Source organism: Rhodopirellula sp. UH5, assembly GCF_056839225.1.
In genome coordinates, this window is the sequence record NZ_CM166390.1 from 4,158,557 (window position 1) to 4,181,259 (window position 22,703).

11 protein-coding genes are annotated in these 22,703 nt (G+C 57.8%); 7 read left to right on the top strand and 4 right to left on the bottom strand.

The window, feature by feature from the left end; genetic code table 11:
* Positions 1–88: 88 nt before the first annotated feature.
* From UH5x_RS14905 to UH5x_RS14915, 3 genes are all read left to right on the top strand, one after another.
* Positions 89–670: a sigma-70 family RNA polymerase sigma factor gene (locus UH5x_RS14905; RefSeq protein WP_047817417.1), complete on the top strand. Its 582-nt coding sequence runs from the start codon at positions 89–91 to the stop codon at positions 668–670.
* Complete coding sequence (locus UH5x_RS14910; protein WP_482632858.1) at positions 667–2,133, top strand: serine/threonine-protein kinase; 1,467 nt, start codon at positions 667–669, stop codon at positions 2,131–2,133. Before UH5x_RS14905 ends, UH5x_RS14910 begins: the two co-directional genes overlap by 4 nt.
* 345 nt (positions 2,134–2,478) lie before the next feature.
* Positions 2,479–3,681 (top strand): hypothetical protein, encoded by a 1,203-nt coding sequence (locus tag UH5x_RS14915; RefSeq protein WP_482632859.1) that lies wholly within the window; start codon positions 2,479–2,481, stop codon positions 3,679–3,681.
* A 468-nt stretch (positions 3,682–4,149) separates the two neighbouring features.
* Here the strand turns inward: UH5x_RS14915 and UH5x_RS14920 are convergent, their stop codons facing one another.
* Positions 4,150–5,502, bottom strand: coding sequence for a Gfo/Idh/MocA family protein (locus UH5x_RS14920; protein WP_482632860.1), 1,353 nt, complete (start codon positions 5,500–5,502; stop codon positions 4,150–4,152).
* A gap of 198 nt (positions 5,503–5,700) precedes the next feature.
* Between UH5x_RS14920 and UH5x_RS14925 the strand changes: the two genes are divergently transcribed.
* Entirely contained in the window at positions 5,701–7,890 is a 2,190-nt protein-coding gene (locus tag UH5x_RS14925; protein WP_482632861.1) for a M13 family metallopeptidase, read from the top strand.
* Between the two features lie 337 nt (positions 7,891–8,227).
* Complete coding sequence (locus tag UH5x_RS14930) at positions 8,228–10,639, top strand: hypothetical protein (protein ID WP_482632862.1); 2,412 nt, start codon at positions 8,228–8,230, stop codon at positions 10,637–10,639.
* A 123-nt stretch (positions 10,640–10,762) separates the two neighbouring features.
* Here UH5x_RS14930 and UH5x_RS14935 read toward each other — a convergent pair whose 3' ends face one another.
* On the bottom strand, positions 10,763–13,216 hold the full coding sequence (locus UH5x_RS14935) for a LapA family protein (protein WP_482632863.1): 2,454 nt from the start codon (positions 13,214–13,216) through the stop codon (positions 10,763–10,765).
* A gap of 186 nt (positions 13,217–13,402) precedes the next feature.
* On the opposite strand from UH5x_RS14935, the gene UH5x_RS14940 reads away from it, so the two are divergent.
* Together UH5x_RS14940 and UH5x_RS14945 are read left to right on the top strand one after the other, a co-directional pair.
* Positions 13,403–16,366: a hypothetical protein gene (locus UH5x_RS14940; protein WP_482632864.1), complete on the top strand. Its 2,964-nt coding sequence runs from the start codon at positions 13,403–13,405 to the stop codon at positions 16,364–16,366.
* Between the two features lie 134 nt (positions 16,367–16,500).
* On the top strand, positions 16,501–17,535 hold the full coding sequence (locus UH5x_RS14945; protein ID WP_482632865.1) for a tetratricopeptide repeat protein: 1,035 nt from the start codon (positions 16,501–16,503) through the stop codon (positions 17,533–17,535).
* A 134-nt stretch (positions 17,536–17,669) separates the two neighbouring features.
* Here the strand turns inward: UH5x_RS14945 and UH5x_RS14950 are convergent, their stop codons facing one another.
* Together UH5x_RS14950 and UH5x_RS14955 are read right to left on the bottom strand one after the other, a co-directional pair.
* Positions 17,670–19,142 carry a DUF1501 domain-containing protein gene (locus tag UH5x_RS14950; RefSeq protein ID WP_047817409.1) on the bottom strand — a complete coding sequence of 491 codons (1,473 nt, stop codon included), beginning with the start codon at positions 19,140–19,142 and terminating at the stop codon, positions 17,670–17,672.
* The gene (locus UH5x_RS14955; protein WP_482632866.1) at positions 19,139–22,168 is read right to left on the bottom strand and encodes a DUF1553 domain-containing protein; all 3,030 of its coding nucleotides are present in this window, start codon (positions 22,166–22,168) and stop codon (positions 19,139–19,141) included. Before UH5x_RS14955 ends, UH5x_RS14950 begins: the two co-directional genes overlap by 4 nt.
* Positions 22,169–22,703 lie beyond the last annotated feature (535 nt).

A 22,703-nucleotide genomic window follows, 5' to 3' on the forward strand; every position in this document is an offset into this window, starting at 1 on the left:
CTTAGACGACACGTTTCGTTCAAGCGTCGCTCCGACAGGAGCCACGTGACGGAGCCGGTGCAGCTTTTCTTTTCGGCGGTCCCCAGCCATGCATTCTCCCGAAACACGACCGAGCTTGATCGTTCGATTGGGCGGTGCGGCAGACCAATCGGCTTGGTGGTCGTTTGTCGAAACCTACGAACCGTTTCTCAAGCACCTGGTCGCTCGGCATGGAACGCCCCCGTCGCACGTTGCCGACGTCACACAGCAAGTCCTGATCTCGATCGCACGCAGCATTGACGGGTTCTCTGACGACGGCAAAGAAGCCTCGTTCCGGCGTTGGGTCCACCAGGTCTCCCGCAACGTCGTCATCAAGTACATGGCTCGCCAGCGAAAACAGATCACCGGGCAAGGCGGCACGGACGCACTGTTGCAACTCGACCAACAGCCCGCCATTGATGATCCCGCGTTGGAAGATCAGTACCAACATGAACTGATCGTTTGGGCCGCCGAGAAAGTCCGCTCCGAATTCGCCCCGACAAGCTGGAAAGCGTTTTGGGGCACGATGATCGAAGGCCGACCGGTTGCTGAGATCGCCGGAGAACTGAACGTTTCCGCGGGCAGCATTTACATGTCCCGTTCCCGCATTTTGCGTCGCATTCGATTGGTTCTCGACGAGGTGATGCAGTGAACGCCTGGCACCCCAGCGACGATGTCCTGCGATTGGTGCTCGACGAGCACGCCGACGCACAGACCGACGAAGACGTCACCTCCCACCTCGATGAATGCGAGCTTTGCCAGACCAGAATCGAACAATTCGCGGAGTCCTCCCACGGGATTCGCGAATCGCTCCGGCGTGAAACCATGTCGGGCAGCCTCGCGCTCGACACACCCAAACTGGCCGCTCCCAGCGAGACGGCTTGGCTGGCCGATTTCGCGGTTTCGTTTTTGCAGCCAACCGATCAACCCGATGCGATTGGCAAACTCGGCGAGTTCGAAGTTCAATCCGTGATCGGGCACGGCGGCATGGGCATCGTGTTGAAAGGTTTTCAACCGGAACTGAACCGTCCGGTGGCCATCAAAGTCATGTCGCCCCACTTGGCCTCGATCGGGACGGCACGCAAACGATTTCTTCGCGAGGCACAGGCAACCGCGGCGATCGTGCATCCCAATGTGATGCCGATTTTGTCCGTCAGTGAATCGGCCACCCTGCCCTACTTGGTCATGCCGTATGTGGCTTGCCGGACACTGCAGCAACGCATCGACACCGAGGGTCCGTTGCCGATCGACGACGTGCTGCGGATCGGCATCCAAGTCGCCGCGGCGCTCGCTGCCGCCCACCGACAAGGATTGGTGCATCGCGACGTGAAGCCCGCCAACATTCTGATCGAACCTGCCGTTGACCGAACGATGTTGACCGACTTTGGTTTGGCCCGGGCCGCCGATGACGTGACGGTCACACGCTCCGGCGTGATCGCGGGAACGCCCCAGTACATGTCACCCGAACAAGCCCGTGGTGAATCGGTCGATGCTCGCAGCGATCTGTTTGCACTCGGATGCGTGCTGTACGCGATGGCGACGGGACGTCCACCCTTTCGTTCGGAAACCAGTTACGGAATTCTGCGCCGGATCACAGATCATCCTCATCGTCCGATGCGGGAAAGCCAAGCGAGCGTTCCGGTTTGGATGGACCACTTGGTCGATCAATTGCTTCGCAAGGACGCACGAAATCGAATCAGCAGCGCCGAAGAAACGCAGCGTTTGCTGGAAGCCTGCTTGGCCCACGTGCAACAACCCAGCATCCCTCTTCCGAGCGAAGTGATGGCATCGAAAAGCCCCCACATCCGTCTCGCGGTTTTACTGGCGGTTCTGCTTCTGGTTACCGTCCCATTGATCGCAACCAATGTTTGGAACCGATCGAGAACGAACCAATCGACTGTCGTCGAGACGCGACCGGCTAGCAATCCTTCCGCGTCCCAACCCGAGCCCGTCGATCCCGACTTTGCCTTCGCGGGGCCGGTCACCGAATCGGTGTGGGCCGAACCAACGAAGAACGAATCCACCTCGCTGGCCGAGATCGATTCCCAACTCGAATTGATCCAGATGCAGATCGAATCGCTGCAAAGAAGCCTCGAAGTCAAGGAACAACCTTAGGAACTGTCCGAAACCACTTCCCGGGTTCATTGGCCCAGCGTCCGCTGATCGGTGGCACCAGAGTAGAACAGTTGCCCTCAACTGTTCCGTCGGGCATTTCTCCAACGTCAAGCCTCGTCACCCCCCATCCCATTCGAAACCGTTCGCGTCTCGCTGCTCGAAGACACAAACCCGTCACGCAAACATTTGGGGACAAATGTTCTACTCTGCCCTTCCAGGCTGCCAGTACCGTTGGCAGTGGAAGATGGGAAGTTATTCCGGAACAGTTCCGTACTTCGCTCAAGACCAATCACCGCTCACCCATCACCATCGCCAGGTGAGACCTGGCCTACTCGGAGAATTCTCATGTGCACACGACTGAGTCTGCTGTTTGCGGTTGTCTTTCCTTTGATGTTTGGCATCACCATGCCCACTGGTTCGCTGCAGGCGCAGGAAGACATGGTGATGGACATGTATGGAGGGATGGACATGGGAATGGGAAGCACGCCTCCTCCGTCACCTTCCAACCTCCCTCTCAAAGTCACGATTCTTCTCGGTCCCGACTATGACTTCGAGACCAAACCCTTCCTGACGGTTCAGGACGTCCTGAAGTGTTTCCCACCCCAAAACCACGGCATGGGAGGCATGGGAGGCATGCCATTCTCCACCGTTCAATACCGCCAACCCACCTCGGGTTTGATCGACTTGGACATGAAACTTTCGATCCCCGACAAACCCGAGCGGCACGTCATCGCCCGCATGCCGGAGGGAATGAAAGAAGAAGACGTCGATTCTTGGAAACGAAAGATCCGCCTCAAGGCGTTGCGATTCGGCTTGAACCGTGTGACGTTCCTGCCCAGTGACTTCAGCATTCCCAAAGACCAAAGCAGCATTTGGTTGCAGGTCCCGGTTGGAAGCCAGGCGACCTTGAAATCCAACATGGAACAACACATCGCGATCGCATTGGATTTGGCCGAGTCGTCCGAGACCAGCGGCCGACGCCCCCGCATTGACTTGTTCTTCTCGCAAGAGCTGATGAACCGCAACCCGTTTGACCATCCTAACGGCGATCCGTTTGCCAGAACGCCCTCCCCCGGCGCTCAACCAGATCCGTTTGCTGCCCCTGCGGCCTCCGACCCGTTTGGAGGGTCCCCGTCGAAAACCAATTCGTCGCCACAGTCATCGGATCCATTTGCAGCCTCCAGCGGAGCCGATCCATTCGCCGCTCAACCATCGAAGCGGTCCGCATCACCCGTCCTCGATCCTTCCCTCCAACAGGTCGCAGAGAAGACTCAGGAAATTCGCCAACAAATCGCCCGAGAACTCAAGCGTTTGACAGACGCAGGCGAAGAGGAGGTGCCCCAAGCAAAAAATCGGATCAAGCGTCTGTTCATCGAGCTTGAATTGGATCAGATCCGCATGAAGCAACTGCACATTCAGCAACTGGAAAAACAGTTGCAACAACTCAGTGAATCCATCCAAGAGCTCGGCCGCCCCGAATCGGTCGAGCAGCGCGTTCAAAAGCAACTGAAATTGATCGACAAGAGCCTGCAAGACACCCAGAAATGACCGTAGCCGGATTCGCCAATAATTCGGTGGGTGACATCGCCGTGCCTTCCGAATTCTGGCGAATCCGGCTACCTAGATTCGTAGGCCAGGTTGTACCTGGCAACACGTCCGATGCTCTGGAACAAAGCGAGGCGTGTGATCCAACATCGCTCGCGTGCGCACCGTGCCCCGGCGTTTCACCCATGCCAGGTGGAACCTGGCCTACGCAGCGACGACGTCTTAAACCGTGGGCAATTTCCATGGGGCCCGGTACTCGTAGTGCAACATCTCGTTGGCGGCTTCGTCGTTGGTGCCTTCCGAATCCTGGCGAATCCGGCTACCTAAGATTCGTAGGCCAGGTTGTACCTGGCAACACGTCCGATGCTTTGGAACAAAGCGAGGCGTGTGATTCAACGTCGCTCGCGAGCGCACCGTGCCCCGGCGTTTCACCCATGCCAGGCGGAACCTGGCCTACGCAGCGACGACGTCTTAAACCGAGGGCAATTTCCACGGGGACCGGTACTCGTAGTGCAACATCTCGTTGGCGGCTTCGTCGTTGGTGAACCGCTCCGCCTTTGCATCCCATTCCAGTCGCTTGCCCAGCGTTTGCGAAATGTTCGCCAGGTGACAGAACGTGGTGCTGCGATGACCGATCTCAATGTCAGCGTGACAGCGTTCACGCGACACCATGCAGTCCAAGAAATTGCGAGCGTGATTGACGGTCAGCACGTGATTGTTGGAAACCTCCGAACGAGTCTCCGGCTTGGCAAAGTCTTCTTGCTTCGAAAACTGACCGCGTCGTTCAGGAAGGATCTCGTACTGGCGTTCGGAAACGTACGCCGTACCCTTGGTGCCGCGCAGTTCGATTTCGCCTGAGGCGAGCGTCGGGTTCATGCTGGTTTCGTATTGTCCAAAGACCGCCAATCGACCCGATGCGAATTGGAATGTCACCTCCATCGTGTCCGGGATCGTGCGGTCATCGTCGACACCAAAACGTCCGCCCATCGCACAAACGCTGGACGGTGCCTCTTCGCCCAGGCACCAACGAATCGCGTCGAGGTAGTGAACTCCCCAATTCCCCATTTGCGAACTGTAGTCCTGCCACCAACGAAATTTGTACGGAGCGATGTTGTCTTGATAGGGTTGCTCGGCCCGCGGGCCCACCCACATGTCCCAATTCAGATGGGCGGGTGGCTTCGACGTGGGAAGCTTGCCGATGCCAGCGGGAGCCATGTTGCTGAGCCGGTACGCGCGTGACACGCAGACTTTGCCCAGCAAATCATCCTGCACCCGCCCGGCCAATTCGTGATACAGCGGACTGCTACGGCGATGCGTGCCGACCTGCGTGACCCGGTTGAACTTGCGAGCGGCCTTGACCATCGCTCGGCCTTCGAAAATCGTCGCCGAGAGTGGCTTTTCGACGTAAACGTCCTTCCCCGCTTGGCAAGCCGAGATCATTTGCAAGGCGTGCCAATGATCGGGGCTGGCGATGACCACGGCATCGACGTCGGAACGTTCCAACAAATCACGGTAGTCACCGGTCTGAAAGACGCTGCCGCCCGCGGTTTCGCCTGCTTTTGCCGCGGCCGTCGCCATCGCTTGGGAATCCACATCACAGACCGCCACAGGCTGACAATCCTTGTGCTCCGCGAAGGCCTTCATCAATTGGCTGCCACGGTTGGCGACGCCGATGAACCCCAGACCGACGCGATCGTTGGATCCCGCTGCCTGGGCACGCGACAAAGCCGTTCCGGCGGAGAGCACAAATGTGGTCGCGGCTGTTTTTTGGAAACGACGACGCGAGACGGATTGCGACTCGGGGGTGGGATGGGGCTTTGGCATAATTTCCTCGCAGTGGGGACGAAAGGCGGGGGTGCGGGTGGGTCAGACATCTTACCCGGCCGGGGTGCCCAAGTGTCGCATTTCAGCACCTGACACCAACCCGGATTTGTGGGACGATGCCCCCGGAGTTTCGCCTCACGAACTAGCAATTCGCTGGAATCGTAGGGGTCGTTTCTCCGCTGACTTCGCACCCTCCCATTGATTCTTTCCAATCGACTCGTTTCGACAAAAGGATTGCTCGTGACCACTCGTATGCCCCGACCCTCAAGCCCTCGTTCTTCCCGCGGGGTTCGCCTGCAGGGCTGCTTTGGAATCGCTTTGGCCGGCCTGTCGTCGCTTGGCAAATCCGCCGCGGGTTTGGCCTTGCTCGGCACAGTCTTGCAGCCCGCCGTTGTCTCCGCGGAATCTCCCGGCAAGACCAGCCAAACGGTTGCCGACAAAGTCTCTGGCATCGACCAGTCTCTATTCAGCGCCACCGTCGAACCGGGCCAAAACTTCTACTTGCACGCCAATGAAGAGTGGCTGGAAAACACGCCGATTCCATCGGACAAATCCAACTACGGAATCTTCACGGTGCTGGACGACGCGACGCGGTCCCAAGTCCGAGCGTTGATCGAACAATCGGCTGAGACCAAAGCCGAGCAGGGCACGCCAGCCCAAAAGGTCGGCGATCTGTATCGCAGTGTGTTGGACCTCGACCAACGCAACGCACTCGGGCTCAAGCCTATCCAACCGGTTTTGGAGATCGTCGACGGATTGAAATCCAAAGACGAGCTCGGTGCCACGATCGGTCAACTGTCTCGCGTCGGCGTGGACGCTCCCTTGGGTGCCTACATCAGCGTCGATGCCAAGGCCAGCGACACCTACACGGTGTACCTGTCTCAGTCAGGTTTGACGCTCCCCGACCGCGACTACTACCTCGAAGACGATCCCCAATACGTGTCGGCCCGCGAAGCGTTGCAGGTGTACGTCCAAGACATGCTGCAAGTTTTGTCGGTTGAGTCCGCCGATGAATTGGCACAGCAAGTCGTGGCCATCGAAACCGAACTGGCGAAGAACCAGTGGACCAAGACCGAGAATCGCGACCCCGAAAAAACCTACAACAAACTCACGCTCGCGGAAGTCGATGAGACGATCGCGGGCTTCGACGTCCCTGCGATGACCCATGCGATTGGCCTGACCGACCAAGACGCCTTTGTCGTCCGGCAGCCCAGCTACCTGAAATCTCTTGGTGATCTCTTCGCCGACCACAGCCTTGAAGCATGGAAAGCGTACCTGCAATTCCACGCGATCGATGCCTACGCATCCGCATTGACGGCAGACCTGGAACGACGCCACTTTGAATTCCACGACAAAGCCATCTCGGGAATCGATGAGCAGCAACCGATGTGGAAACGAGCGGTCGATTTGACCGGCAGCGTTTTGGGTGAGGTGGTCGGGCAACTGTACGTCGAAGAGCACTTTGCTCCCGAAGCCAAGCGTCGCATGAACGAATTGGTTGAAAACCTCAAACGCGCCTTCGCCGAACGCATTGAATCGCGTGACTGGATGAGCGAAGGCACCAAGAAACAGGCCCTCACGAAGCTTGGCAAATTCCACACCAAGATCGGCTACCCCGACGAATGGAAGGATTACAGCAAACTCGAAATCACGGCTGAGTCCCCCGCGACCAACCTGATCGCCGCGTCGATTTTTGAAACCGAGCGTCAACTCGCCAAGTTGGGTGGACCGATTGATCGCAACGAGTGGCACATGACGCCACAAACCATCAACGCTTACTACAACCCGACGATGAACGAAATCGTGTTTCCGGCTGCGATCCTGCAGCCTCCCTTCTTCAATTTGGCCGCCGACGACGCGGTCAACTACGGCGGCATCGGCGCCGTGATCGGTCACGAACTTTCGCACGGCTTCGACGACAAAGGCAGCAAGTACGACGGCGACGGGAACCTGGTGAATTGGTGGACGCCCAAGGATCGCGAAGAATTCGATAAGCGAGCCTCCGGTTTGGTCGACCAGTACAATGCGTTTCAACCGTTTGAGGACATGAACGTCAACGGCGAACTGACGCTGGGCGAAAATATCGGCGACCTGGGCGGCCTGAGCGTCGCTTACGAAGCCTATCGCTTGTCACTGGAAGGCCAACCGGCCAAGGTCATCGACAATTTGACCGGTGATCAACGATTCTTCTTGGGCTGGGCCCAGATCTGGCGTCGCCTGTATCGCGAACCCGAATTGCGGAAACGTTTGATCACGGACCCGCACAGCCCCAGCGAATACCGCGTCAACGGAATCGTCCGCAACATGGACGCTTGGTACGAAGCGTTCCGAATCGACGAAACCGACCCGCTCTACATCGCTCCCGAAGAACGCATTCGGATCTGGTGAGATCGCCGCGATTTTCAGAGCTCGGATGTTTCCCCAAGCTCATTCTCAGAGAAGGAGCCCGGATTCTTTTTCACGGCTCATCTCGTTCCGAGTGAGCAGGCGATGGTCGGTTTTTTGGTGACCAAAAGGCCAGGAAGCTCCCGAAGCGTGGTGACGAACCAGCCATTCTTCGTCGCTTACCTATTCTGACACCCCTTTCACCCAATCGACCGCCGAATCACCCCGAGGTGCTTGCCCCGCTGGCGAGCCTTCGATTCAACTCACCTTGACCAGTAAATTCCCGTGGGGATACCCTCTGCGGTTTGAATTGCAACCATTTTGTTTTTTGGACCCAACGATGAGCAGTAGCCCGTTCGAGATTTTTCGACGCAACCTCAAACCAATGATGGTCTTGTTGACTTTGTTGGCATTGTTTGCGTTCGTCGTCTTGCCTGCGTTGGACACTTACCTGCGGCGAGGAGGCGGATCCAATTCCGACCCAGTCGCGGCGGTCTATGACGGTGTCACGCTGACGCAGAGCCGCGTCGCCCGCACAACGCAGCAGCACCGTGCCATCGTCGGGTTCCTGAGCGATTTGGGCCAAGAAACGATCCGGCGTGGCGGAGTGCCACAGGTCCCTGGTTTTCAATACGACCAAGAATCAGGCCAGATCCAATCGCTCGGCATCGATGCGAATCCAAGCGAAGAAGCCACCATCAACACGATGCGGTTTTACAGCGAAGCCAGAAAAGCCGGTTTCGAGCTGGATGACACGTCCGTTCGCAACTGGCTCAGCCGGTACACCGATGGATTGCTCAGCGACAACGAAATCGGTTCGATGCTGATGCAGTTCACCAAAAACCAAATGGGTCCCATCCAACTGTACGAACAGTTGCGGATGCATTTGCTATCGGATCTTTACCAACGCAGTGCGATGGTGGGCCTGATGAACGGCCGCATGCCCGTCACCACCCCCTTGGCTCAGTGGCGAAATTTCCTGAAGACCAATCAGTCCGCCAACATCGACGCCTACGGCGTGCTGGTCGCCGAATACCTCGACCAAACCGATGAATCCCCCAGCCAGTCCAAGATCCAAGAGGTCTACGACGCTGGAAAGGATCTGCTGGCCTATCCCAACGACCAAAGCCCTGAACCCAAGTTCCGTCGTCCGGATTCGGCCGAGATCGAATTCGTCTTCGCCGACCTGAACGATTTCGTTGAACGAGAAAAAGCCAAGCTGACCGAAGAAGCCATCCGCGCCGAGTACGAACGCCGACTGGCCGGTGGCGATTTCCAAATGCCCGTCGAGGCAACCGAGGACGCCACCGCAGAACTCGAAGCGATGGAAATCGAAAACGCTGCGGAAGAAGCAGCCGAAGAAACAGCGGAAACGACCGAAGAAGAATCTCCCGCCACCGAAACCGAAGAAACGGTCGCGGAAGAAATGGTGGAAGAAACCACCGAAGCGGAAGCTGAAACCGAGCCCACCAGCGAAGAAAGCAGCGAAACCTCGTCCGAGGAACCCCCAGCGGAAGAGCCCGCCTCCGAAGAAACTCCTGCTGAGGAAACCAGCTCAGAAGAAACTGGCTCCGAAGAAAGCACAGACGAACCGGCCAACGAAGACAGTTCCATGCTCCGCTCACGCGACGAAGCGGTTCAACTGGTCGCGTTCCAAGACGACGATGACGCCGCTGAAACTCCTGCTGACGCTCCCCCAGCCACTGAGACCAGCGACGACGAAATGGAACTGGGCGATGGATTGGATCTGGGCGACGAACCCGCCGAGACCAAACCCCAATCGTTCGAAGACGTTCGCGATGCGATTGCCACCGACATGGTTTCCGAAACCGCACGTCAAAAGCTGGACCAAACCATCACCGAAATGAACGCTTTGATGCGGGATTACTTCAGTGAAATGGCCGTCCACGAGAGCAACGTTGCGGTCGGCGTTTCGACCGCCGAAGAGGCTCCCACACGTCCGGACTTGAAGGCGATCGCAGAAGAAAAGGGACTCGGCTATGGCACGACTGGCTTGGTCAATCGTGTCTCCGTCAGTGAAGAGCCGATCGGCGAATCCTACGGGTTGGGCCAATCGCTGCAACAACGCGGTGCTCCCTACTACGCGATGATGTTTGGAGCCGCCATGCAGGACGGTTCGTCCATCCCTGCCCAACCAGCGTTCGCGCCCCAACGTTCGGTGGACCTCGAAAATGCGAAGTCGTATGTTTCCTGGAAGACCAAAGACATCGAAGCGTACACCCCCGAATTGGACGAGGTTCGCGAAGAAGTCATCCTGGCGATCCGCACGGAAGAAGCTCGCGAATTGGCCCAAGCAGCCGCCAGGAAACTGGCCGACTCCTTGACCGAAGGCAAGCAACTGGCTGACATCGTCCCGGAAGGCAAAGAAGACAACTTGCACACCGGACTGGGCCCGTTCAGCTGGCTCAACATGGTTGGCATGATGCAAACTTCGATCGGCAATGTCCCTGAACTGAACTCGGTCGGTGATGAATTCATGCGATCGGTCTTCAACACCGAAGTGGGCCAAGCCAATGTCGCCCCCAACGCACCTCTCTCGGTTTACTACGTGGTTCAACCCACTCAGTTCCAACCTGAGATGGATCAACTGCGTGAGCAATTCAGCCAGCCGCAACAGCGTTTCATGGCTCAGCTGATCGGTGACGACGGAGCGACCAACATCGTTCGTGGATTCTTTGAAACGATCAACGAACGAACCGGTTTTGAGATCAAACTGGGCGAAGACCGGTAGTGGTCTGCTAGGCCTAAAAACGAGTTACGGCCGTAGCGGAAGTCGTCAAGACTTTCGGTTTTCCAGCAACCAACGAAACTCTTGACGAGTTCCGCTACCCTCAAATTGAGTTGGAACTGACCTCTACACTCGCTGCTGGCGTGCCAAGCGGTCACCGCGGCGATTGAACCAAGCGAACGCGAGTGCGGCCACAATCGCCGTGACCACTCCCGCGGCCGCGAGGGTTCCGATCCAACCAACGCCGATGGGATCCTTCGATGTTGGAGTTCGATCGCCCCAACGGCCCGCGATCAACAACGGCGCAAACTGCTTGCCGCCGTGCGAGGCCATGAAATCGGACTCGTAACTCCACAAGCGATAGAAAAACCCTTCCACCCGAACCGGCTTGGAAATCGTGCGTGACAGAGCGTTCTCCTCGGCCAGGAACGCGGGCAACTCGGCGGTCACCAACGTCACCGGATAACGATTTTGCATGGTGACGGTCTCGCCATCTTCTGTCGCAATCTTCAGTTGCACATTGCCCAGATCACCCATCGCGTCGATTTGGTAGTAATGGTCGCTGCCAACCTGCTGGGCCCGAGCATCCAACTCCACCGACACGCGGGTCCACCGGACTGTCTCCACATCGATCCGGATCCACTGCCCCATCCACTTCTGGGGCTCCTTCAACAGATCCGTTGGACTGACCTCCACCGCCGACGCTCGCATCGCAGACGCAATGGGCCCCAGCGGTTCGCTGCTGATGGGAATCGAACCGGCTTGATGCGCCGCCCCAATCATCGAGAAGAAAACCTGAGAGTCCGCGTCCATCAAAGGTCGGCGACTGAGCGACACAATCTCGGGCAATCGCGAGATGTCCACATCCAACTCGCTGAGCACCTGCCAGCCGAGTGACTCCGGTTGCACCGGATGCCAACGGAGATTTCCAGCCACGGCAATCGCCGGCGTCTTGTCGCCACCTTGAAGTGCAACCCCGATGCCCGACAACCGGTCGCCCACCGCAACCTGCTTTGGCAACGGCGCGGCAACCACCTGCCTTTGCGACCCCGCTTCATCCGCCAGAACCAATTCCACCAACTGACGCAGGCCCAAGAACTCCGTCAGCTCATCCGGAACGGCCACAAACTGAAACGACTCAATCTTTCCGTCGATCTCAACGGCATCGCCCACTGAAACAGATGATGGTGCCAACTTGGGGCGCCGCTGATCCAACGTGGATTCCGACAGCCGCTTCAACCGGAACACCAACTTGGCTTGTTCGTCTCTGGCCGCGTTGCCATTGCTGCCCGTCTGCATCCGATCGCCGAGTCGTTTCAGTCGCTCGACGTCAAACCCTGACAACAGGTTCAATAGCGACGAGTCACCTGCCCCGGTGCCATTCTCTTCCACACGGTCCATTGCGTCGGCCTGGGGCGCGACACCCCAAACCTGATTCACTGTCAACGACGAGAACCCCAACGCCAAACACGCCACCAGTGGCAAGGTGACATGATCTTGCTGGCGTCGGGCCCGCAGACGCCGGTGCGAGACCGCCGAACGCCACATCACCAAGACTCCGATGCCCACGCCAATCAAAGTCGCAATCACGACAATCATCCCCAAGGACAGCGGACGGGACTTCTCCTGCGACTGCACCCCCGAACCTTTCATCGGCACAGACTGAATCGCGGCCCCGACAACAGGGTTGCCGTTGGACCGGACTGCTTGCACATGCCCCACGACAACGGGCGTGAGCTCCACCCCGTCCGCGGATTGATACGAAAGCCGCTTCACAAATTCCCCCTCGACGACAATTGTCGGCAGCGGTGAATCCACATCCACGGCACCGCTGGACGTTGGATCACTCACAAGGGCGGGCACCAATTCGCGAATTCCGCTGGGCAATTCAGGAACGATGACCAGCCAAGGCCGCAGGCTTCCGTCTTCGGGATGCAACCAACAATCCCAGTAGCGATCGATTCCCCATTGGTTCGCGTTGGCTTGGACGGAAACAATTCGCACTAACTTTCCGGTCGCACGCACCGTTCGGCCGCGGTAAACGTCGGGCTGCTGCAACAAAGGCAACACCCCCGTTTCCAGGACGGGCTCGAAGGGTGGCTCCGCTGTCCAAGCCTGCTGAGATCGGTGCAGCGCCAACGTCGCACACAGAGCGGGCTGATCCGCCGATCGCCAAACGGTTCCGTCGTCCACCTGAGCGATGAGCGAATCCTGCTCCATTCGGGTGGGAGTACGTTCGCCGTCTTCGAGCGTTTGGTCTTCTGAAAGAATTTGTTCTGCGACGGCAGCCTGAACCGTTTCCCACTCCGATAGAGCCTCTTGCGCGTCGGTTTTCTCGGCCAAACGCGAGGTTGTCTCCACTTGGACCGGGACCATCGTCTCGGGAAAGAAGATCGCATACACCCCAGGACGCGCCGCTTGCCTCATCACCATCAGGACCAATACCAACGCCAGCATCAACCGAAACAGCCGCCGGTAAGTTTGGGTGGGAAGGCCACCTCTCGCGCGTCGACGATAGAGATTGTCACGATTGATTTCGTTGGGGATACGCATGGTCACGCATTGGATTCGTGGACACATCCGGCCGCAAAAGGTTGCTCCCGGTACTTTCGCACTTTAATCTAGTCCTTTGCGATGCAACACAACCGCAAGGGTCGCGGCACCACCATCCGAAGCTCTTCTCCCATCTCGTCTGCACCCATTATGCCAGCACCGACTCCATCGTCTCGTCGCCGAACTCGACTAGCCATCCGGGTCGTTGCGGCGATGTTCTTCAGTTCCATTCTGCAGTCATCGTCCAACGTTGCCGCAGAAGGTGAACCCGCGGAAGAATTTTTGAAACGTCTTCGCTCGGCGGGCTACTACGAACTGGCCGATGTGTACCTGGATCGGTTGCCAAATGTCCCCGGCGTGGCCCCCAAGCTGCTTTCCGCGATCCCGCTCGAAAAAGCACAGACGTCGATCGATGCCGCGATCGCCTCCCGCAGCACCAGCCAACGCGACCAAGCATTCGAGAAAGCGGAATCGGAACTGCAGGCCTACGTGAACGCCAATTCGTCTCACGAACGAGCCAGCGAAGCCCGATCGATGCTGGGCAAATTGCAAATGGTTCGCGCAGCCCAATACATGAGTGGGGAGCTGGATTCCGACAAGCGAACCAAGGCCAGAGAGACCTATGCCAAGGCCGCCAAAACCTTCAACGACATCCAAGCGGATCTGAAATCCAAGTTGGAAGGCATGCAGGGCGCCAAGATCGATCCTGCCAAGGATCCCGACAAGGCAGCTCTGCGAGACCAGTATCGGTTCGAGTACTTGCTCGCTCGCCAAAACACGGGCGAAGCTCAGATGATGGGCGCGAAGACGTTCGAAAACCCAGCCCAAGACGGCAAGAGCCTGCTCGAAAAAGCGCTCGTCGAAATGGTCGAACTGAGCGAGAAGTATGAGAAGTACATCATCGGTGCGTCCGCCTATCACAAACGCGGTGACATCGAACGCTTGCTGGGCCGAAAAGAAAAGGCGATCGAAAGCTACACGCGAATGCTGGAACAGCAGGACGCCGATCCGCTTCGTGAACCCAAGATCGGGGCCACGATCGGACTGATCAAACTCGCGCTCGCAGAAGACCCACCGAACTACAAAGACGCGATCCAACAAGGCGAAGAGTTTGAAAAAACCCTGCGGCCCAACGAGAAGCGGTTGCCGATTTCGCAAGAACTGCGGATCGAGCTTGCCAAAGCCTTCATTGCCAAAAGCAAGGACGAGAAAGACACCAAACCCAACGAACGAACACGAGCGACCAGCGACGCCAGGCAACTGCTCTTGTCGGCCAGAAAAGTGGAAGGTCCTCACGCCGACGAAACCCAAACTCTGCTGGCCGAACTCGGCGTGGCATCCAGCGATGAAACCGTGGAACTTCCCACCGCTGACGACCCAGCCAACTTTGACGAAGCCTTCAGCTCGGCGAACCAATTGGTTCAAACGACTCAGTTGTTGAGCGAACAACTTCAAAAGCTGCAAGCGGACCAAGCTCCCGCCGACCAGATCAAGGAAGTCGAAGACTCCCTCGTCAACGCGCGTCAGACCGGGGTGATCATCCTGCGGCGTGGGTTGTCGATGATCGATGCCGAATCGGACACCATGCAGGTCAACGAAGCCCGCAAGTTCTTGACCTACTTGCTGCAACAGGAAAGCCACTTCCGGGACAGCTTTGTGGCTGGCCGTTTCCTCGCTCAGAACGCTCCTGGAACTGACGCGGGGTTGGTCGGTGGCGTCTTGGCACTGGGGTCCGCTCAAAAACTGATCACCCAGTCCGGCGATCGCGAAGCCGAGTACTGGTTGAAGGAATTGCAATCCGTTGGCGATTACCTCGTTCGCATCTGGCCGGATGATCCCAAGGCCGCCGCTGCGCAAGACATCATGGTGCGGTTGGCACTGAGCAACGATGACTTTGATGGCAGCCGAAAACTGATCGACGAAATGGCCGACGGACCACAAAAATTCATGCTGGCTCGGCTGCTCGGCCAATCGCTGTGGAACGACTCCATTCGCCTGATTTCAGAAGAGAAACCAGACGAATCGCAAGCACAAATGAACGCCGCCGCCAAGGAACTTCGAAAGGGACTCGACGGGATCTCAGGTGGCTTGGTGTCGATGGAAGCATTCCAAGCGGCACTCACCCTGGCCAAGATCCAAGTCCGAACCGATGCCCCCGATGCTGCTGTCCAAACACTGGACCACCCGAAATTCGGCCCCATCGCAAACCGATCGAAGATGGACAAGCCCTCCACTTCCATGATTTCCGATTTGTATCGCACGGAACTGCAAGCGGTGGTTGGGTTGATGACAACCAGCGACGAAGGCACGGACAAGTTGCTTGACCGTGCGGCGGGCGCAATCGATGAACTTCGTTCGAATGCCCAGGGAGCCGACGGCGAGAAACGTTTGGTCAGCACGTTCGTGTCGCTGGCAAACGACATTCGTCAACAACTCGACACGGCACCTCCGGCCAAGAAGACCAAACTCGTCGATGCGTTCCAGGTCTTCCTGACTCGCATCGCTGATTCGACGGACGACAAAGCGACCCTGCAATGGGTTGGCCAGACCCTGATGGAACTTGGTGAGGCCACCATGGCCCCGGGTCAAAAGAAAGCTGATGGTCAAGCCGCCGCGTTGCTGACGTCGGCTGCCGATACCTTCACCAGTTTGAAAGATCCTTCCGAAGCAGGCCTGACCAATCGATTCTTACTGGGCAAGACACAACGCCTGCGAGGCGAGTATTCGGCGGCACTCAATGAACTGGAAAGCGTTCTGAAGCAAAAATCGATGATGCTGGACGCACAAAAGGAAGCCGCGCTCACGTACGAACAATGGGCAGGCGAGTTGCAACCCAAATTGGCCGGTCGAGCCTACAAGTCCGCACTCAGTGGAGGTCGCCCTGGACCTGACAAAAAGAACACGATTTGGGGCTGGGGCCGGATCAGTCAACTCACTCAGCGAAACGAACAGTTCCGAGACATCTTTTTCGAATCTCGCTACCACGTCGCTCTGTGCCGTTACCTGCAAGGCAAATCGACGAACAGCGACGCCATCGTGGAACAAGCCATTCGGGACATCACCGGACTGGTTGTCCTATATCCCGAAATGGGCGGGCCGGAACAAAAGCAAAAGTTCGACGCGTTGCTCAAACAGATTCAACAAGCCGCTGGGCAACCCGCGACTGGCCTGAAGTGACGTTCCATGTCAATTCCATGTCCGGGGTAGCGAAACTCGTCAAGAGTTTTGAGCTGCACCCGGATTCGCCGAAAGTCTTGACGACTTTCGCTACGCCTTCACAACCTGCATTCACTCTTCAAGCACTGACATCCATGATTGCCACCGCTCGTCTTTCCATTCGCTGCAGTGCCGTTTTGCTCGGTTTGCTGATTGCGTCCCCCGTCATGGCGCAAACCGACCGGCTGTACCCGCGCGGTGGCGAGGTTGTCTTGGGAAAGATCAAATCCATCAGCAAGAACGGCATTGTGATGTCGGTGTCCGGCAAGGACCAAACGTTCAACGCCGGTGCGATTGAGAAGGTGCTCTTCCAAGGCGATCCCGGTGGCCTGACCCAAGGCCGTGAATTCGCAATCGACAATCAATTCGATCAAGCGATTGCAGAACTCAAGACTGTCGATGCCAGCAAACTGAACCGCGACCCTCAGAAAGCGGACTTCGCCTACTACGTGATGTACAGCCAAGCCCAACAGGCATTGTCCGGCAATGGCGACTTGCGAGCCTCGGCTACCGCCGCACTCAATTTCATCAAGCAAAACACGGGCTCCTGGCACTTCTACGACACAGCCAAACTGCTCGGTGACTTGGCGGTCAAGTTGGGTTCGTACGACCAAGCGTCGAAGTACTACGGGTCGCTTCGCAATGCTCCCTCGTCGGAAACCAAAATCGAATCGCTGTATCTCAATGCGTTGGTCAAACTGAAACAAGACAAAGACGCCGAGGCCGCCAGCGACTTGCAAAAGATCGTCAGCATTGGTGTCCAATCGCCCGAGGGTGCGCGCCTGCAGACGCTGTCCAAAGCAGCCCTGGCCATCGCCACGGCGAAACAAGGCAAAGGGCAAGAGGCACTCGACATGGTCAACGAACTGATTGCCAAGTTGAATCCGACGGACACCGAGACCGCCGCTGAGATCTACAACGCTCAAGGAGCCAGCTACGCGGCCATGGGCGACACCGAAGGAGCCTTGCTCGCCTACCTGCACACCCAACTCATGTTCTCGACTCACCCCGGCCCGCACTCCGAAGCTCTGAAGCAACTCGCGGATCTGTGGACCAAAGTCGGCAAACCCGACCGCGCCGCCGAAGCCCGCTCCGAACTGCAACAACGCTACCCCGGCCTAAGCGGCTGAGATGGCCTCGGGGCTTCCGCCCCGAGCTAACGATGACGGCCCCCTCCGGGGCGAATCTGCGTCCAAGGCTCCGGAGGAGTCCTCGTGGATAGCTCGGGGTGGAAGCCCCGAGATGGCAGGTCAAGCGAATCAGCTCAGGCGAACATGTCCGTCACGATCCGTGAAGGCTGGGTCACGTTGGACAATCGTTGCGGCAGGCCCTGGCTCATGTAAGTCAGTTTGTGATGATCGATGCCCAGCAGATGCTGAAGCGTCGCGTGCAAGTCGTGAGGCGAAACTTTGTTCTCGACCGCCTCGTAACCGATGTCGTCGGTGTGCCCAATCGAAACGCCTGGTTTGATTCCGCCACCCGCAAACCACATCGTGAACGAACCCGGATTGTGGTCGCGACCGATCAACTTCATCTCGCGACCGCCACGATTCTCTCGCATCGGTGTTCGACCAAACTCGCCGCCCCAGACAACCAACGTGTCTTCCAGCAGGCCACGTTGATCCAAGTCTTTCAGCAGCGCCGTCATCGGCTGGTCGACTTCACGACAACGATCGTGGAACCCTTTGTTGATCGCTTCGTTGGCACCGGCACCGTGGGAGTCCCAACCCCAGTGAAACAGTTGAATGAAACGCACGTCGCGTTCAGCCAGTCGGCGAGCGAGCAAACAATTGTTCGCAAACGATTCTTCGCCGGGTTTGGTCCCGTACATCGCATGAACGTCGGCGGTTTCCTGAGTCAGGTCAAACGCTTCGGTCGCACTGGTCTGCATCCGGAACGCCATTTCATACTGAGAAATTCGCGTCAGCACCTCGGCGTCACCGGTTTGCTCAAACGTTTCTCGGTTGAGTTTCGCCAGCGTATCCAATGCACGACGTCGCTGGACGCGGCTGACACCTTCCGGATTGGAAAGGTACAGCACCGGGTCGCCCTTGCTGCGGCACTGGACGCCTTGGTGCACGGAAGGCAGGAAGCCCGATCCCCAAACGCTCTTTCCCGCCGACGGTGTTTTGCCGCCGGAGACCAGGACAACAAACCCGGGCAGGTTCTGGTTCTCGCTGCCGAGGCCGTACATCGTCCATGCACCAAAGGACGCGGAGCCAAGATTTTGACTGCCGGTGTGCAACAGCAACTGAGCGGGACCGTGATTGAACTGAGTTGTGTGCATCGATTTGACGAAGCAAACTTTGTCGACCACCGATTGAAAGTGGGGCAGTCGATCGGAAACCCAAGCCCCACTTTCGCCATGTTGTGCAAAGGGGAATTGCGGCCCCAGCAATTTTGGGACGCCCTGAATGAAGGCGAAACGTTTTCCTTCTAAGAAGCTGGCTGGTGTGTCTTGCCCATCGAGTTGTTGCAAGTCCGGTTTGTAGTCAAACAATTCCAACTGGCTCGGTCCGCCCGCCATGTGCAGGAAGATCACACGTTTGGCTTTGGGTGGGAAATGCGGTGCCAACCTCGGTGCCGTGACACCGGATTGCGCGGCCTCACCGCGAACAGGGTTGGCTTGACTGCCCAACCACATCCCGGCCAAACCGAGCGAGCAGTTCTGCAAAAAGTGTCGCCGTGTTTGCCATTCCAACAAACCATGACGCACAGAGTCGTTGAGAGGATTCATTTGGTCAGTGCTTTGTCGAGATTCAAAATGGTGCTGGCCACAATCGCAAGTGCGTTCTGGTCCACGTTGAGTTTGCCGTCGCCTTGTGGGACGCCGCTGGTTTCGTCCAAGTCGTCGTAGAGTGCCTTCAATTCATGAAGTTCCCATTCCGTCGGTTGGCTTTGGGTCACCAGCACGAACATCCGAGCGATTTGTGATTCGATCAGATCGCTGGCGTCCATGGATTCCGCTGCGGTGGCTTGACCCACCAACGCGCTGCTACATTCGGCGTAGACGGGGTCATTCAGCGTCACCAAGGCTTGCAGAGGCGTGTTGGTCGCGATTCGCCGTGGTGCACACAGATCTCGCGTGGGTGAATCGAAGGTCAAGAAACTCGGGTAGGGACTCGTTCGTCGCCAGTAAGTGTAAAGCGCCCGTCGATAACGCTCGGGGCCGGCCGCCGTTTTCCAAGACGCCCCACTGTAAACGGTCTGCCAAACGCCATCGGGTTGGGGCGGCATGACGGACGGGCCACCGATTTGCTCGGTCAACAATCCTGACACAGCCAACGCTTGATCGCGAACCATCTCGGCAGTCAATCGCGTTCGCGGTCCGCGAGCCAACCACTGATTTCGAGGATCGGCCTGCTGCAGTTCTTTGCTGACGTGATGCGTTTGGCGATAAGTCGATGACAACACCAACTCACGCAGGAACGGTTTCAGGTGCCAACGGTGCTCGTCTCGCAGTCGCAGGGCCAGGTGATCGAGCAACTGCGGATGGGTCGGCTGCAGACCGCTGGATCCAAAGTCCTCTTGCGTTTCCACCAACCCAATTCCGAACAACTGAGCCCACACTCGGTTGGCCCAAACTCGCGGGGTCAGCGGGTTGTCATTGGAAACCAACCATTGTGCCAGGTCCAAGCGGTTCTTCACGTCCGCGGGACGAACCGAGGTGCCTTGGACGAAGGCCACGGGAATGGCCGGATCAACCTGTTCCCCATGTTCCATCCAATTCCCACGCACGAACACACGTGTGTCTCGCCCGGCGGATACCGGACGATTGGAAACGATTGGCAGCTTGGGACCTTGGACCTGCGACGCTTCCTTGCGGGCCTGTTGAAGCGACTCGCTAAGCTGTTTCCACTCGTCGCTGGCGAGCAACTGGCTGGCTTCCTCGTCCGATGTCGCGAACCATTCCAATCGACGGATCGGTGTGGCGACGTTTCCCGAGGTCGAGTGCGACTGACGCATGCTCAACCGCAGCGTTTGGATCGACTTCTCACTCAGTGATTCCCAGGAACTCGGTTCTCGCATCACGAACACGGTTTGCCGTGGTCCAGTCAGCTTCGGGTATTCGCCGGCACCCGACGCGTTGCCGCGAAGAACATCTTTCGGTTCAGTGCTGCCGGTGATCGCATCCACGATGACGCCGGCCCACTCGACCGGGGTCGCCTTGCCTTCGGCGTCGATCCATTCGGCAGTGAGTTCGCTGAGCACGGAACCTTGTTCGGGCCACTGAGCTGGATCATCGCTGAGCGGCAAGATGTCCAACTTCATCGCCGACAAAGACTGCTCACCCAATTGAGCTTGCAAACTCTCGAGATCCAGCTCGATCGTGTACTTCGTGCCAGGCGGGAAGGTGCCACCATCCGCGACAATCTGATTATCGACCTGCTTCAGTTTGCCGTCGGTGGTTGCAAACGAAGTTGGCGCAACCGACTGCCATTTCGCGGTGTGGGTGACGTTCCATCCAACTGCATTGCGTTGATGACGCAGCTCTTCGGCTCGTCGCTGCACACCAATCGCGTGTTCCAATTGTGATGGATCGTTGGGGATCCGAATGGTGGGATAATCATCTGGGAGATCCACATCCATCGTGTCGTTGAACATCGCCAACGATGCGTAGTACTCGTTGTGCTCGATCGGATCATACGGATGCGAATGGCACTGCACGCAACCAAAGGTGCTGGCCTGCCACACGGTCCAAGTCGTGTTGACGCGGTCGATCAACGCGGCGATACGAAACTCTTCGTCGTCGGTCCCGCCCTCGGTGTTGGTTTGCGTGTTGCGATGAAAGGCGGTTGCGATCCAGTCTTCCGCCGTCGCGTCTTCGACCAAGTCACCCGCCAATTGCTTGATGGTGAATTCGTCGTAGGGCATGTCGGCATTGAAGGCTTCGATCAACCAATCGCGGTAAGGCCACATGTCACGATGCGGATCTTTTTCGAACCCCATCGAGTCAGCGTAGCGAGCGAGGTCCATCCACACGGATGCCCATCTTTCACCAAAATGAGACTCGGCCAGCATCGCGTCGACCTGCGCCGCGTAGGCAGCTTCTTTTTCATTCGGCGAAGACGCTGATTCCAGCTTTGAGAGAAACCCCTTGAGTTGTGCTTCCGACGGTGGCAATCCAATCAGATCAAACGAGGTTCGCCGGAGCCACTGCTCCGCCGGTGCTTCTTCGCTCGGCGTTTGATCCTTGGCTTTCAAATTTGCCAGCACGATTTGATCGAGCGACTGGGTTCCCCAACTGGGGACCTCTTTGCTGGCCAGCTCGGAAGCGACGGAAGACACGGCGGGAGTCAACGGCGTGAGCGCCCACATGTTCTGCCACGGGGCTCCTTCGGCAATCCAGCGACGCAGCAACTCGATGTCTTCCGGCGACAGCGGATCGGGATGCTCATCCGGCGGCGGCATGCGAGTGTCGGCATCGTCGGTCGTGATCCGTTCGATCAGGATCGACGCGTCCGGGTCGCCTGGTTCCACGATCCATCCATCCGGCGGCAGGACTTGCTCAGGATAGATGAACGAGACGTCACCGGCTTGTTTCACCCCACCGTGACACGACGTGCAATTCGCGACCAGGATCGGGCGAATCTGGGAATTGAAATCAACCGGGGATTCGTCGCCGGGTGTGGGACTGTTTGCTTTGACTGGTTCCGCACCCGAAGCCACGTCCGCCACGACGCCACTCAGGCACAGGCAGCTTAGCAAGGCAAGCGGACCGATCCGCATGCCGCGTTCGAGGGCACATCTCCAGCGGAGCATGGACCTGAAATCACACCCCCCAAACACAGGACGAATCGGGGAATTCTTATCGGCTGGTAGGGAGATACCGGGGCAGAAATATGGCATGGAGGGAGGTCGAGGCGGGTTTCTGGGCGGAAGCAGAACACGCGTATTATAGAGGGATCGCAGCTCTCTCGAACTGCAAATCCCCGCATTGTCCTGTTGGCCCTTGCAGAACGAGGTGATGAACGCCACACCACGTGAATAGCGGAATCGTTTCAGAACACGTTTCGCGACCGCGAGACCGCTCGCTGATGACGCGTGAAACAGCATTTGTGAAACAACAGCATCAAAAAGCGAAGCCCTGGGGACTTAGGCAGACCCGAGAAGGTTTTCCGAAGGCGGTGCCTCTAACGATTTTTCCAATTTTGACGTTTTTGGATGCAGGATCTCAACAAACCGGGTCGATACGAGTGGTGAGCCGGTGATTCTCGACCGACGGCGCGACGTGACATGCACTTGTCCGTCTGCCCAACGGGGTCGAGCCTCACCTCCCCCCCGACTCCAGCTATTG

Excerpts from the sequence above, each read along its gene's own strand:
- UH5x_RS14935 (WP_482632863.1), bottom strand. The coding sequence starts at position 13,216 with ATGTGTCCACGAATCCAATGCGTGACCATGCGTATCCCCAACGAAATC.
- UH5x_RS14945 (WP_482632865.1), top strand. The coding sequence starts at position 16,501 with ATGATTGCCACCGCTCGTCTTTCCATTCGCTGCAGTGCCGTTTTGCTC.
- UH5x_RS14950 (WP_047817409.1), bottom strand. The coding sequence starts at position 19,142 with ATGAATCCTCTCAACGACTCTGTGCGTCATGGTTTGTTGGAATGGCAA.
- UH5x_RS14915 (WP_482632859.1), top strand. The coding sequence starts at position 2,479 with ATGTGCACACGACTGAGTCTGCTGTTTGCGGTTGTCTTTCCTTTGATG.
- UH5x_RS14955 (WP_482632866.1), bottom strand. The coding sequence starts at position 22,168 with ATGCTCCGCTGGAGATGTGCCCTCGAACGCGGCATGCGGATCGGTCCG.
- UH5x_RS14905 (WP_047817417.1), top strand. The coding sequence starts at position 89 with ATGCATTCTCCCGAAACACGACCGAGCTTGATCGTTCGATTGGGCGGT.
- UH5x_RS14930 (WP_482632862.1), top strand. The coding sequence starts at position 8,228 with ATGAGCAGTAGCCCGTTCGAGATTTTTCGACGCAACCTCAAACCAATG.
- UH5x_RS14940 (WP_482632864.1), top strand. The coding sequence starts at position 13,403 with ATGTTCTTCAGTTCCATTCTGCAGTCATCGTCCAACGTTGCCGCAGAA.
- UH5x_RS14920 (WP_482632860.1), bottom strand. The coding sequence starts at position 5,502 with ATGCCAAAGCCCCATCCCACCCCCGAGTCGCAATCCGTCTCGCGTCGT.